Here is a 12,069-nt window from a genome sequence, read left to right as displayed (position 1 = left end):
GTGAGTGAGTTCACGCACCTGGACGAAACGGGCGCGGCACGCATGGTGGACGTGTCCGGCAAGGACGTCGGGGCGCGCACGGCCACCGCCACCGGGCGGGTGCTGCTGTCGCCGGAGGCCGTCGCGTTGCTGCGCTCGGGTGAGGTGCCCAAGGGCGACGCGCTGGGCGTGGCCCGGATCGCCGGCATCATGGGCGCGAAACGGACACCCGACCTGATCCCGCTCTGCCACCCGATCGCGCTGCATGGTGTGAAGGTGACGCTCGACGTCGAGGACGAGGGCGTCGCGATCACCTGCCGGGTGAAGACGGCCGACCGTACCGGCGTGGAGATGGAGGCCCTGACCGCCGTGTCGGTGGCCGCGCTGGCGCTGATCGACATGGTCAAGGCGGTGGACCCCGCTGCGGTGATCAGCGACGTGCGGGTGGAGGAGAAGACGGGCGGCAAGACCGGGCACTGGACGCGGCCGTGATCCGCGCGCTGGTGGTGACGGTGTCGAACCGGGCCTCCGCCGGGGTGTACCAGGACCGGTCGGGGCCGCTGCTGGTGTCCCTTCTGGAGGACGCCGGGTGCTCCGTGGACGGGCCCATGGTGGTGCCGGACGGCGAGCCCGTGGAGGCGGCGCTGCGCGACGGGGTCGCGGCCGCGTACGACGTGATCGTGACGACAGGGGGGACGGGGCTGACGCCTACCGACCTGACGCCGGAGATGACCGCCCGAGTGATATCTCGGGAAATTCCCGGCATAGCCGAAGCGATCAGGCAGGTGAACCGCGACAAAGTTCCCACCTCGATTCTCTCCCGCGGCCTCGCCGGCCAGGCCGGCCGCACGCTGATCGTCAACCTCCCCGGCTCCACGGGAGGCGTACGGGACGGCGTCGCGGTACTCGTGTCCGTTCTCGGACACGCGGTGGAGCAGGTCAACGGCGGCGACCACCAGCGCTCCGCCTGAGCCGTGGCGGCGACATCCCCGATGGGGGGATGATGAGTGATGTGGATCGACTTCGTGGCTGGCCGGCGACCCTGGAAGAGGGTCCCGTGGGTCTCAGGCCGTTGCGGCTGGCCGACGTACGCGTCTGGCGCGATACGAGAGTGCGCAACGCCGACTGGCTGCGTCCCTGGGAGCCGAGCAACCCGGAGACGCCGCTGTTCAAGACCGGTCTCGGCCCGTACGTCTCCATGGTCGGCACCCTGCGCCGCGAGGCCAGGCAGGGCCTGGCGCTACCGTGGGTGATCACGTACGGCGACCGGTTCGCCGGGCAGCTCACCATCGGCGCCATCGTCTGGGGCTCGGCCCGCTCCGCCCAGGTGGGCTACTGGGTGGACGGCGCCCTCGCCGGCCGCAACATCACACCCACGGCGCTGGCCATGGCCGTCGACCACTGCTTCTTCACCACCGGCCTGCACCGCCTGGAGGCCAACATCCGCCCCGAGAACCAGGCCAGCCGCCGGGTGGTTGAGAAGCTCGGATTCCGGGAAGAAGGCATTCGTCGCCGTCAGCTCCACATCGACGGAGCCTGGCGCGACCACATCTGTTACGCGCTGACCGTCGAGGACGTCCCCGGCGGCCTGCTGGTGCAGTGGCGACGCGCTCGCGAGTCGGCCTCCCACGGCGGGTCTCCGGTAGAAGAGGTTTGACGATCTCGCGACACACCGCACCGAATGCTCGTCAATCAGTGACACGCGGTCTTACGGTGCGTGACGTGAGCACATCGAAGACGCCGAAAACACCCGGGTGTCTTCGTCGTGCCCGGAGGTGGCCGTGAGCAGCGTCCTCCTCTACCTCGCCATCGTCGTCATGTGGTTGTGCGTGCTCGTGCCCATGTGGCTGCGCCGCGACAAGACCAACTTGGCCGAACTGGCGGAGCTCGAAGAGTACTACACCGGCGAGCACCAACTGCCCGACCTGGAGCGACTGGAAGCCCAGGAAGGCGCTTTCACGCCGCCACCACCGCCGCCGGGTGCCGTCGAGGGCGAACGGGTGGACCCGCGCCAGTTCCGCGTCAGGCGCCGCGCCATCATCGTCGCCCGGCGCCGCCGGCTGCTCTTCTTCACCGGGCTGCTGGTGGTCGCCTCGGTGGTGACGGCCTCGGTCAGGATGATGCCGTGGTGGGGGGTGGCGCCCTCGGTGGTCGTCATGCTGTCGTACCTGGGGTTCCTGCGCATCGCCGTACAGGTGGACCGGGAACGGCGCGACCGCGCCGCCCAGTCCCGCGCCGAACGCGCCCGCCGCCTCCGCGACCAGCGCCGCGCCGCGAGCCTGGCGGCGGAGCAGGAACGCGCCGAGATCATCGACCTGGCGGCCCGGCAGGAGGATGCCCTGTTCGACCAGTACGCGGAGCCGCCGCGGCGCGCGGTGGGGGACTGAGGGGGCGGGGATGGCGCGAGGACCTCGGAGAGTTTGCTAATCTGGTCGAGGTTCTTGGGGATGTAGCGCAGTCCGGTAGCGCACTTCGTTCGCATCGAAGGGGTCAGGGGTTCGAATCCCCTCATCTCCACAAGGGGCCGTTCTTGAAACGGCTGGACTGAAGTTGACGGGATCCCGTCTGATCATTGAGATCAGGCGGGATCTCGTCGTTTCAGGGGTTTCCGAATCGGGTTCGTCCTGGTTTGGTGACCGCGGAGCGGGTGTCTGGGAAGGCCCGGGTGGTGTCAGGCCGCTGGTGGAGGACCGAGATCCGGCCGTTGGGCATGGCGAGGCCGACGGTGGGCGAGGCGCTGCGACAAGGTGGCGGGTTTTGCGGCTTATGGGGCGGGCGGTGGCCTGCTCTGACCTGCGGGTGGTGTGCCGTCGAAGGGCTGGGCTGGAGTCGGTGGAGTGTCGGCGAGTGTGACGAGCTGATCTTGGGGCTGGTGGATATGGCGCCACTGGTCGAGGAAGTGGTCGTTGGCGACGGTGACGAGCAGCGCGACCAGGATGGTCTGGGCGACGCGGCCGTGGGCGAGCCGGTGCTTGGGATCGCCGAGGTCGAGGTCGTGTCCCTTGAGTCGGCCGTTGATGCCTTCGGTGTTGGCGCGGATGGACTTGTAGGTCCCGATCCAGGCGGGACTGAGGTAGGGCAGATCCTGACGGAATTTGTCGAGATGGCCGAGGTCGCCTTTGCTGACAGTGACGGTCTGCTGGCGGCAGATCTTCGGCAGTTCGCCGGGCTTGTGGTCGGGGCTCGGGGGCAGGACGCGGGGTTTCGCCGCCGGGTGAGCGGCTCGCTGCCGGGCGTCGGTCAGGTCGACCGTGGTGGGACGGCTGGGCCCGCGCTGGTGCAGGCGGTCGAAGCGGGGGCAGGTGACCGACGGGGAGGTGCCTGCTGCCGGGCATTGGAAGCGGACGGTGCCGCTGGTGTTCGGGCTCTGCTTGAGGCGCAGCAAGTACGGTTCCCGCGCGCTGATCAACGCGGTGAGTTCTTCGGACGGGGCGCGGATGGCGGCGTCGTCCAGGCCGGTGGTCGCCTGGGCGAGCCTGTCGGGGATGAGCGGGCAGGCCAGGGAGCCGTCGATGAGCAGGGCGCCGTGGGCGCTGCCCTGCACCCCCCGTTGATCCACTTTGTAGTCGAGGGCGAGTCGGTAGCCGAGTTCGCGTGCGGGTTGGGCGAAGTGGGCGGGTTGCTGGTCGGTGTAGGCGCGGTCGACGACGGCGAAGGCGGTGGGGAACCCGAGGGTGGTCAGGGGTTTGAGGGTGGTGATGGCGTTGGCGCCGATACGTTTATGTGGGGTGTCGAGGACCAGTCCGAGCGCCAGTTGTGGGAACGGGCTGCCGACGGTGGTGGCGGGGCGGGCGGCGACGGTGAGGGTGGCGCTGTAGCCGTACTCGGGTGGGCCGTTTCCGGCCGAGTGGTGCCAGCCCGCGGTGATCTCGGTGGAGGCGAGGAGTTCTCCGGTGGAGCGGCGCGTGCGGGGTGGGCGGGCGAAGACCGGGGCGGCGGTGGTGTCGATGCCGACGTCGCCGCGGAAGTGACGGAGGTAGCCGCAGCCTTTGGCCCAGCGCACCGGGGTGAGCACCAGTGCGGTGACGATGTCCTGCAGCAGTTCCCGCTTGTGCGAGTGTGCTGGGTCGTCATCCGCCCAGGCGGTGGCCAGCGTGTCGACCTGATGTTGGGGCAGGCGGGCGCGCCGATCGTGGCGGGCTGGATCCAGCACGGTGGTCAGCCGGTCAAAGGCCCGGTAGAAGCGGCGGGAGGAGGCGAGCACCTGGTGGACATCTGCGGGGTTGATGTCGGGCAGGCTGAGCCGGTGGCGTGCGGCGGCGGTCAGGCAGAACGCGGCGATCCGCCAGGCCTCGACGAGAGTGGCCTTGCCGGTGTGGTTGATGGACAGCAGCAGGCAGGTCAGCACCGCGGCGATGGGCAGCCCGAGCGGGCCGGGCCTCGGGCCGAGTTCGGTGTCGATCAGCGGCATGATGCCGGAGTCGTCCAGCAGCCGGGCGTAGTGACTGACGACCGCATCGGGGATCTGTGCCGTCTGCTTGGCAGGAGGCCGGGGACGGGTGGCTCGGGCTCGGGTGGTGCGCGGCGGCCAGGCGCGTGGCTTCGCCGTACTCACATGGCGCGGCCGCGCAGCAGCGCGACCGCGGTGGGCTCGTCCAAGGCTGGGACGAAGTGTTGGTAGCGGGCCAGCGCGGAGGTGCTCATCCCGGCCGCGGCGGCCACCACGCCCAAGTCGATCCGCGCGTTCAGCAGTTCGACGATCCAGGAGGAGCGCAGCCGGCGAACCGACAGCGTGGGCAGGCCGCCGGTGGGCTGGTGGCGGGCCGTCCAGGAGCTGAACAGGTTCTTGGCGTGCCGGGCAGCGCGCCTGGGCCGGAACACGAACCGCTCGCCCGGCTGGTCGGCGGCATAGGCCAGGACGTCCTCCCAGGCGGCGCGGCAGACGATCAACCGCTCGGTGCCGGGGACAGGCATCGTCGCTCCTTCCCGCCCCGGCCCTGCCGATCGCAGGGCAGGCGAAATCCAGGCTCGACGCCTCCCCAAGAGACCCCATTCGAGTTACTCTCGGGAGTGCGCGAGGCACTATCAGTTAGAACCTGGAGGGTGCTCACGCAACCTCGGGTGCCGCCGAGGGCCTAATCTCGGCGGCACCCTGTTCGTCCGGCCCGGCGCCCACGTTCGTCGTTGAGCGCCTGACCTGCGATGTGTCTGTTGCTCTATGCCTCGTCGTTGGCGACTCCCCCCAGCGCGTGGCCGTTGATGCCCGCGGCGATGGAGAACAGGCCCGGCTCGTGCTGGGTCAGCCAGCCCAGCGCCGTCAGCCGCTTGAGCCGTGCCCGGGTGGTCTCCACCCGCCCCCGCACGTCGGGCTCGCCCAGCGCTTGAGCCACTTCCTTGGCGCGCATCGTCCGCCCGGAACTCGCCATGATCACAACGACCTGCTTGTCGAGCCCGGCGACCGGTTTCCGCGTCGTCGTGGCTTCCGCCGACGAGGCGTGCGTCGGGGCATCAGGCGTTCCGTCGGGAAGCGGCTGCTCAGGCTGGGAATGCTCGGCCAGTATCGGCGCGACTATCCTCCGGGCGGTGGCCAGGTCGCTCAGTTGCTCTTCCAGAGCCGCCACCTGCTCACGCAACGACTCAAGCTGGCCGCGGACGGACTCCTCGTCCGCAGCCAGCCGCTTCAGCAGCGATGCTTCGCCCAACGTCATGCCCGACCTCCACGTACTGGCGCCGTGCGCAACCCGCAGGAAGCCTGTGACTGCAAAGAGTCACACAGTGGCTGCAAATCGTAACTGTAGATGGCTTTGCGGCTCGCGTGAAGAGACACCTCTGCAATCGGTCCTTCCACCGCTGAGTACAGCTCTCGCTGTGCGACTACAGACCCGCTGGATGGCTCGACAACCACTCTCTGTGCGCTGCCTTGAGGCGATCCCTTGCTGCAGAGTCTGGGAGAGCGCAGTCCGCTCCGCCGTCGTAGGGGTGGTAGATGCGGCTCATCCGCAAGTCGGCGATCAAGACGCCGGCGATGACGTCATCAGCCGCTGCTCTCAGCAGCGAGTCGAGGGCTCCCCACCGCCAGCTCTGGTGTGGCACCAGCATGTGGGAGTAGCTGGGAAATTCCTCGCCCTCGTCATCCTCGGTGACGGTCATCCACAGGCGTGACTTAGGTTGACGGGATCCCGTCCGATCATCGCGATCGGGCGGGATCTTGTCGTTTCAGGGATTTCCGAATCGGGTTCGTCCTGGTTTGGGAACTGCGGAACGGGCGTATGGAAAGGCCCGGGTGGTGTCTGGCCGCTGGTGGAGGACCGAGATCCGGCCGTTGGGCGCCTGCTCGCCCTTGATTGTCGTGGTGCCCAGACTCCCTGGAGGCGTGCGGCCAGGCTAAGGGATCGATCGGGGAGATACCGGATGGCTAGGGTGCGCGCGTTCCGGCACGCTGCTGATCATGAATGATCACGCGGTTCTCCTTGAGGAAGTGACCAGGACATATGGAAAGGGTGCAACCGAGGTAACCGCGCTCCGGCAGGTCAGCGTCGGCTTCCCACGCGGCAGTTTCACCGCCGTGATGGGCCCGTCGGGGTCGGGGAAGAGCACGCTGCTGCAGTGTGCCTCGGGGCTGGACCGGCCGGATTGGGGCGTGGTCCGCATCGCCGGGCAGGACATCACCCGCTTGAGGGAGAAGGAACTAGCGGTGCTGCGCCGCGACCAGGTCGGAGTCATCTTCCAGGCGTTCAACCTGGTACCGTCGCTGACCGCCTGGCAGAACGTGATCCTGCCCAGCAGGCTGGCCAGGCGGCGGCCCGACGCGTCACGCGTGCGAGAGTTGCTGCATCGGGTCGGGCTGGCCGGGCGGGAGGGGCATCGCCCGGCGCAGTTGTCCGGTGGCCAGCAGCAGCGGGTGGCGATCGCTCGCGCCCTGCTCGGCAGGCCGGAGGTGCTGTTCGCCGACGAGCCGACGGGGGCGCTGGACCGCAGCACCGGGGGCGAGGTGCTGACGCTGCTGCGGGAGGCGGTCGACGCGTTCGGCCAGACGGTGGTCATGGTCACGCACGATCCGGAGGCGGCGGCGCGGGCGGACAGCGTGCTGTTCCTGACCGACGGGCAGATCGTCGACGTCCTGGACAGGCCTTCGGTCGACGCGATCGGCATGCGGCTGGGCGGCCGCCGGTGACACTCGTGCTGGCTTGGAACAACGTACGAACCAATCGGATGGGCTTCGCCGCTTCGTTCACGGCGGTGGTCTTGGCCGTGATGCTGGTGGGCGGTAGCGGCCTGGTGGTCGCCGGCGCGGCCACACGTGACGAGTCGAACGGCGTCATGGGGTTGCTGGTGTTGTCGGCCGTGGTGTCGGGGTTCGTGTCGGTCTTCGTGGTCGCGGGCATGTTGAGCCTGCACGTGCTGCGGCAGCGCAGGAATTGGGCGCTGCTGCGGTCGGTCGGCATGACGCCGCGGCAGGTGAGCCGCCTCATCACGGCGGAGGCGCTCGTGGTCGCCATGCTGGCGAGCGCGGCGGGCTGCGTGCTGGCCGTGCCGTACGCCGTGATGATGGCGGCGTTCATGCGGATGACCGGACTGGCACCCGGAGGCGTACCGGTGAAAGTGACGGCGGGGCCATTCATCGTGGCGCTGGTGGTCGGGCTGGCGGTGACGCTGCTGGCGGCCCGGATCGCGGCGCGCAAAGCTGTAGGTGTGGGCCCGCTGGAGGTGCTACGGGACAGCGCGGCGCAGCGGCGGCTGCTGCCCTGGACCAGGGCCGTCACCGGAGCGGCGGCGCTGGCCGGCGGCACCGTGCTGCTGTGGCTCGTGTCGCAGGTCAAGCCTAAGGACGCGGCACCGACCGCGCTGGGGGCGACGATGGTACTGTGCGTGGCCGCATCCGCGCTGGGCCCCGTCGCGCTGCGGGGGATGGGGTGGCTGCTCGGAGCCGTGGCGGCCCGGCTCGACCCGGGCGCTGGGATGCTGGCCAGGTCCTCGCTGGTCACCCAGCCGCGCCGGGCGATGTCGGCGGCGTCTCCGGTGATGTTGACCGTGGCGCTGGCGTGCACATTTTTGTTCGCCGTAGCGACCACCGATGCGGCGGCGGGTGTTACCCGTACAGGTCCGGCGGTGTGGGTTGCCCCGATGCTGGTGGGGTCGGCGGTTGTTTACACCGTGATCTCGGTGCTCAATGCGACGGCCATGACGATGGCCGAGCGGACCGGAGAGATCCGGTTGCTGCGTACGGTGGGGACCAAGCCGCGGCAGCTCGCGAGAGCAGTGTGCTGGGAGACGTTGATCGTGACAGGTGTCGGGACGCTGCTCGGAACGAGCATCGCTGCCGCCTCGCTCACCACGCTCGGCAAGGCCGCAACCGGCGAGCCGTGGTTCGCCTATTCCCTGCCACAGTACGTCGGGCTGGTGCTGGTCTGCACCGTTAGCGGCTTGGCCGGAGGACTGGCCGCCACGCGCCGGGCACGGCGCGGGGCCCTTCTGCCCGATTGACTTCGCAGACCTGACGCCGTGCTGGGACGGCTGCGGATGAGGCAGGTGGAAGCCGCGTCCGGGAAGCGATCACATCAATCCCGGGAAGCGATCTTCTTTGCCTCTCCTCCATCCCAGGCCAGGCCCATTCGTGAACACCCCACCATGAGCAGCCGCCGCTTGTCCTGCTCGAGGCCCAGGGTGTCCGCCTTGGCGGCGAGCCTGCGCAGCATGCGGAAGCGGCGGTTGTACTGCCGCTTCGACAGCTCCATGCCCGCCGCGTCGCGGGACTGCCGGTTGAGCCGGTCGGCCAGGAAGTCGGTCCGGTCCGGAGCCCACCTGATCGCGTCCCCCATGGTGGCCGCGAACTCCAGCAACGACCCCGGGTCGTCGGGGTCGACCTCGACGGACCGCTCGAACATCCGGGTGGCCGCCGCGACCTGCCGCGCCCCGCCGACCGGCCGGACGTAGTCGGCGGACATCGAGGAGAACCACTCCGTCCTACGCGAGGAGTGCTTGGCCGCACGTCCCAGCACCACCCGCTCACGCCTCGACAGCCGCCCTTCCAGCGCCTGTAACACCAGGTCGGCGACGTCCTCCGGCCGGTAGCGCCGATCCAGCGAGTCGTGCAGCTCGCCCAGGATCTCGCGACAAGAGCGATCTGGGTCCTTGCGGAACTTCATGACCGCCATCATCGCCGCCAATCCCCGGCGACTTCGACCGGATTTCTACCCGGCCCGTGCCCTTCCGCGATGAGTGGGCGTCGTGCGCCTGGTGTGTTGCGCGCTCCGTCTCGGTGACCCATTGCGTGTCCTAGGCATCGCTGACGTGCACAGTGCGGGTGGCCAACTTCACCCGGCGCTCGCCGGCGTCGTGCAAGGCCAGACGTTCAGGGACGTCTGAGCGTGGTCGGCGGTGGCAGTCGAGCAAGGCGTCCTCCTCTTGAAGGCGTCCCCAGCCGCCAACTAGCGCCGACCGCTCAGAACCTTGATCCTGTCCGATCAGCGGATCGGCATCGACGCAGGTCAGCGCATCGGCGTTGTCTCCCCCACCAACTCGGCCGCGTGCTCAGTACCGCCACCCGGTGCCGAACTACGGTCTCCGCGACGCTTGGCACAGACTCTCGTGACCTGCGCTGATCGATCCATTTTGGGGCTGGGGACAGCTTCGGGAGAAGGACGCCGTTGAGGGTCGTCGGGGGCAGAGTGTTTGCGCTGGAGAGGGGAAGGGTGTCGGGCGGAAGGGTGACAGGAGGCCGCCGTGACCGTCCTCGCGATCTTTCTTCTCGTCATTGGGACGATCCTCGTCCTCCTGGGGACGATCCTGATCGGCATCGGTGCGACCCTGGTCCTGCTGGGGATTGTGTTGATCGCCCTCGGGGCCTTCTTGCTGATCCGGAGAGAATGAGACGCCGCAGCCGGTAGCTCGGTCGAGATCCACGCCTGATCAGGCCGAGTCGCGTAGGCGATCAGCTCTCCCGAACTCGAGCTCATCAAGCCGTACATGGCCTGGGATCAAGGCTCCTGGGCGTGGCGGACGCGGCTCAACGGCTCGGACGGCGAGCGCGCCGCCCGGGTCCTCACCGCGCTGTTTGAGGCCGCGCGGGTCTACGGCACCACGGTCACGGTGGACCTGATGCCGACCGAGCGAGCGGAGGACCAGGCGATCGAAGCGTCAGGGAATCCTGACGATCAAGGAGGGGACGCATGGGTTGGGACCAGGGAGACGGACTGCATGAGGGCTGGGCGGCCGCGGTGTCCCCGGACGGCCGTGTGTCGTCGGGATCGCGGAACGGCGGTGCCTTGGTCGCCACGGTGGGGCAGGGCGGGCGCGTCGGGTACGCCGCCGACGTCCTGGACGGCCGGACCGCTGTGGGATGGCGGGGACACTGCGACTGCGGCTGGCAGGGCCCGCTCGGGGAGCGCGTGGCCACCGCCGACGAGATGAACACCACCGACCGGAAAGTCTGGTGGCCGGACCTCGACCAGTACGGCGACCCTCCAGCCGGGGTGGAGGACGGCATTCGCGCCGAGTGGGTCGCACACCTCGACCGGCCCAGCATCGTGGCCGTTCGGGAGGCTGCCCAGGCTGTACGCGACGCCGAGGCGCGCCTGGCTGGCGGTGTACGCGCTGCCCGCGAGGATGGCCGGTCCTGGTCCCGAATCGGAGAGGCGGCCGGGATGGCCAAGCAGTCCGCGCACGAGCGGTGGGGAGGGCGCTTTTCCGGGTGACGGTTCGCGGGATTGAGCGTTCGGGGCGGCCATCTCGTTGATCGTGAGGCATCCCGTGGTTCGTCTCACCTATACGGGGTCCCAGTAGCCCTGGGCTGAATGAACGCCGCCGCCGGCAGCCAGGAGATGAAAGAACTGGAACAGTTCCTCACCGACCGGGCCATGGAGCACGATTCGCCGACGTTGTTGTTCAACCTGGCGCGCGAGTATCTGATGTCGGCGAAGGTGATCCGGCCCGGGGCGATCACGTTGGCGAAGATGGTCGGCGCGGCCCGGGAGGCCGCCGGTGAGTTGACCTCGCACAAGCTGGCGCACCTGCTCACCATGCAGGTTCGTTCGGACCTGGATCTGCTGTTGAAGGTCGATGCCGGGCTGGGGCTCCGGCTACGGCGGGGCCGACGCCGGCGTCGATGGTCGGTCGGAGCGGGGCCGGCCGCTCCGGACCAGGCGGTGTCGATTCAGAACCGGGGGCTTTCAGGCTCCGTGCGGTGAGTTCGATGAGCGTTGGTCTTCTTGCAGGGGAGCCTCCCAGGTGGCGGTGATGTCGCGGGCGACATCACGTAGGAGGTCGATGAGCATGTCTGCGAGTGGTGTGAGGCTGGCGTCGGTTTTGGTCACGGCGTAGAGCTGGCGGTAGGGCCTGGGGTGGGCCAGTTCGCGATGGGTGGTGCCAGGCGCATGGGTCAGGGCCAGGCGCGAGACCAGGGCCACTGCGATGCCTGTGCCGACGAGGGCCTGGGCGACGTCGTAGGACTCGGTCTCGAACCGCGCGGTGGGAGTGAAGCCGGCCTCGCGGGCAGCGTCGTTGAACTGTTCGCGGGCGGCATGGCCGGCCAGGATGGAAACCCACGATTCGTCGCGCAGTTGTTCCAGGTGAAGTTCGGTGTCCGCGGGCTGCCCGGTGGCCAGCGGATGGTCATCGGGGAGAACCACGACCATCGGGTCCAGCAGGAGCGGGTGGGCCCGTACGTGTGGGGGCAGCGCGAGCGGCGTGCCCCAGGACGCGACGATGGCCACGTCCAGGCGCCCCGCGCTGATCTCGTCCACTCCGCGTCCGGACACCACGTCTATGACGGAGACGTCGGCGTCCGGATGGCGGTGTCGCAGAGTCGTCAGGGTCGGTGGCAGCAGGTGCAGGGCAGCCGCCTGGAACGTCCCAATCCGCAGACGGAGCGAGAGGTGGCCGAGCAGTGCGGCCAGTTCCGCCTCGGCCCTGTCCGATGCCTCCTCCACAGTTCGACCGTGGGAGGCGAGCAGCGCACCGGCCGCGGTGAGCGTTGCTCCGCGAGGACCACGGATGACCAGGGGCACCTGCCAGTCACGCTCGGCCTTTACCACCTGCTGGGTGACCGCCGCGGGCGTGAGTTGGAGTGCGTGAGCCGCCGCCGCCAGGGAGCCGTGCCGCTCGATCAACGCGAGAAGCCGCAGCTGTCCCGGATCCACCACCATTCACTAA

14 protein-coding genes and 1 tRNA gene are annotated in these 12,069 nt (G+C 69.2%); 10 read left to right on the top strand and 5 right to left on the bottom strand.

Annotated elements, in window-relative coordinates; genetic code table 11:
* From moaC to ACIBG4_RS16170, 5 genes are all read left to right on the top strand, one after another.
* Complete coding sequence (gene moaC, locus ACIBG4_RS16190) at window positions 1-471, top strand: cyclic pyranopterin monophosphate synthase MoaC (protein ID WP_357633793.1); 471 nt, start codon at window positions 1-3, stop codon at window positions 469-471.
* A complete protein-coding gene (locus tag ACIBG4_RS16185) occupies window positions 468-950 on the top strand; it encodes a molybdenum cofactor biosynthesis protein B (RefSeq protein WP_397202427.1) in 483 nt (160 codons plus the stop codon). Before moaC ends, ACIBG4_RS16185 begins: the two co-directional genes overlap by 4 nt.
* Window positions 951-982: 32 nt before the next feature.
* On the top strand, window positions 983-1,636 hold the full coding sequence (locus ACIBG4_RS16180) for a GNAT family N-acetyltransferase (RefSeq protein WP_397202426.1): 654 nt from the start codon (window positions 983-985) through the stop codon (window positions 1,634-1,636).
* Window positions 1,637-1,760: 124 nt separating this feature from the next.
* The gene (locus tag ACIBG4_RS16175) at window positions 1,761-2,366 is read left to right on the top strand and encodes a hypothetical protein (RefSeq protein WP_397202425.1); all 606 of its coding nucleotides are present in this window, start codon (window positions 1,761-1,763) and stop codon (window positions 2,364-2,366) included.
* A gap of 56 nt (window positions 2,367-2,422) precedes the next feature.
* Window positions 2,423-2,496 (top strand) — tRNA-Ala (locus ACIBG4_RS16170).
* Window positions 2,497-2,743: 247 nt separating this feature from the next.
* Here the strand turns inward: ACIBG4_RS16170 and ACIBG4_RS16165 are convergent.
* The 3 genes from ACIBG4_RS16165 to ACIBG4_RS16155 all read right to left on the bottom strand — a co-directional run bounded on the left by ACIBG4_RS16165 (window position 2,744) and on the right by ACIBG4_RS16155 (window position 5,627).
* On the bottom strand, window positions 2,744-4,534 hold the full coding sequence (locus ACIBG4_RS16165; RefSeq protein ID WP_397202424.1) for a hypothetical protein: 1,791 nt from the start codon (window positions 4,532-4,534) through the stop codon (window positions 2,744-2,746).
* Window positions 4,531-4,893: a hypothetical protein gene (locus ACIBG4_RS16160; protein WP_397202423.1), complete on the bottom strand. Its 363-nt coding sequence runs from the start codon at window positions 4,891-4,893 to the stop codon at window positions 4,531-4,533. Before ACIBG4_RS16160 ends, ACIBG4_RS16165 begins: the two co-directional genes overlap by 4 nt.
* Before the next feature lie 242 nt (window positions 4,894-5,135).
* On the bottom strand, window positions 5,136-5,627 hold the full coding sequence (locus tag ACIBG4_RS16155) for a hypothetical protein (protein WP_397202422.1): 492 nt from the start codon (window positions 5,625-5,627) through the stop codon (window positions 5,136-5,138).
* 740 nt (window positions 5,628-6,367) lie between these two features.
* Between ACIBG4_RS16155 and ACIBG4_RS16150 the strand changes: the two genes are divergently transcribed.
* Together ACIBG4_RS16150 and ACIBG4_RS16145 are read left to right on the top strand one after the other, a co-directional pair.
* Window positions 6,368-7,093: an ABC transporter ATP-binding protein gene (locus tag ACIBG4_RS16150; RefSeq protein WP_397202421.1), complete on the top strand. Its 726-nt coding sequence runs from the start codon at window positions 6,368-6,370 to the stop codon at window positions 7,091-7,093.
* Entirely contained in the window at window positions 7,090-8,403 is a 1,314-nt protein-coding gene (locus ACIBG4_RS16145) for an FtsX-like permease family protein (protein WP_397202420.1), read from the top strand. The genes ACIBG4_RS16150 and ACIBG4_RS16145 overlap by 4 nt, the downstream gene beginning before the upstream one ends.
* 74 nt (window positions 8,404-8,477) lie before the next feature.
* Here ACIBG4_RS16145 and ACIBG4_RS16140 read toward each other — a convergent pair whose 3' ends face one another.
* Window positions 8,478-9,065: a hypothetical protein gene (locus ACIBG4_RS16140; RefSeq protein WP_397202419.1), complete on the bottom strand. Its 588-nt coding sequence runs from the start codon at window positions 9,063-9,065 to the stop codon at window positions 8,478-8,480.
* A 577-nt stretch (window positions 9,066-9,642) separates the two neighbouring features.
* Here ACIBG4_RS16140 and ACIBG4_RS16135 point away from each other — a divergent pair.
* From ACIBG4_RS16135 to ACIBG4_RS16125, 3 genes are all read left to right on the top strand, one after another.
* Window positions 9,643-9,789: a hypothetical protein gene (locus ACIBG4_RS16135; RefSeq protein ID WP_310717431.1), complete on the top strand. Its 147-nt coding sequence runs from the start codon at window positions 9,643-9,645 to the stop codon at window positions 9,787-9,789.
* A 299-nt stretch (window positions 9,790-10,088) separates the two neighbouring features.
* The gene (locus ACIBG4_RS16130; protein WP_397202418.1) at window positions 10,089-10,613 is read left to right on the top strand and encodes a hypothetical protein; all 525 of its coding nucleotides are present in this window, start codon (window positions 10,089-10,091) and stop codon (window positions 10,611-10,613) included.
* A gap of 99 nt (window positions 10,614-10,712) precedes the next feature.
* On the top strand, window positions 10,713-11,105 hold the full coding sequence (locus ACIBG4_RS16125) for a DUF4158 domain-containing protein (protein WP_397202417.1): 393 nt from the start codon (window positions 10,713-10,715) through the stop codon (window positions 11,103-11,105).
* On the opposite strand, the gene ACIBG4_RS16120 is transcribed toward ACIBG4_RS16125, so the two are convergent.
* A complete protein-coding gene (locus ACIBG4_RS16120) occupies window positions 11,088-12,062 on the bottom strand; it encodes a LysR family transcriptional regulator (RefSeq protein ID WP_397202416.1) in 975 nt (324 codons plus the stop codon). The genes ACIBG4_RS16125 and ACIBG4_RS16120 overlap by 18 nt on opposite strands.
* Window positions 12,063-12,069: the final 7 nt, after the last annotated feature.

It is taken from the genome of Nonomuraea sp. NPDC050383, assembly GCF_044459125.1.
Classification (GTDB): Bacteria; Actinomycetota; Actinomycetes; order Streptosporangiales; family Streptosporangiaceae; genus Nonomuraea.
Note: the sequence above shows the minus strand (reverse complement) of the source record. Positions and strands in the feature narration are given on the sequence as shown.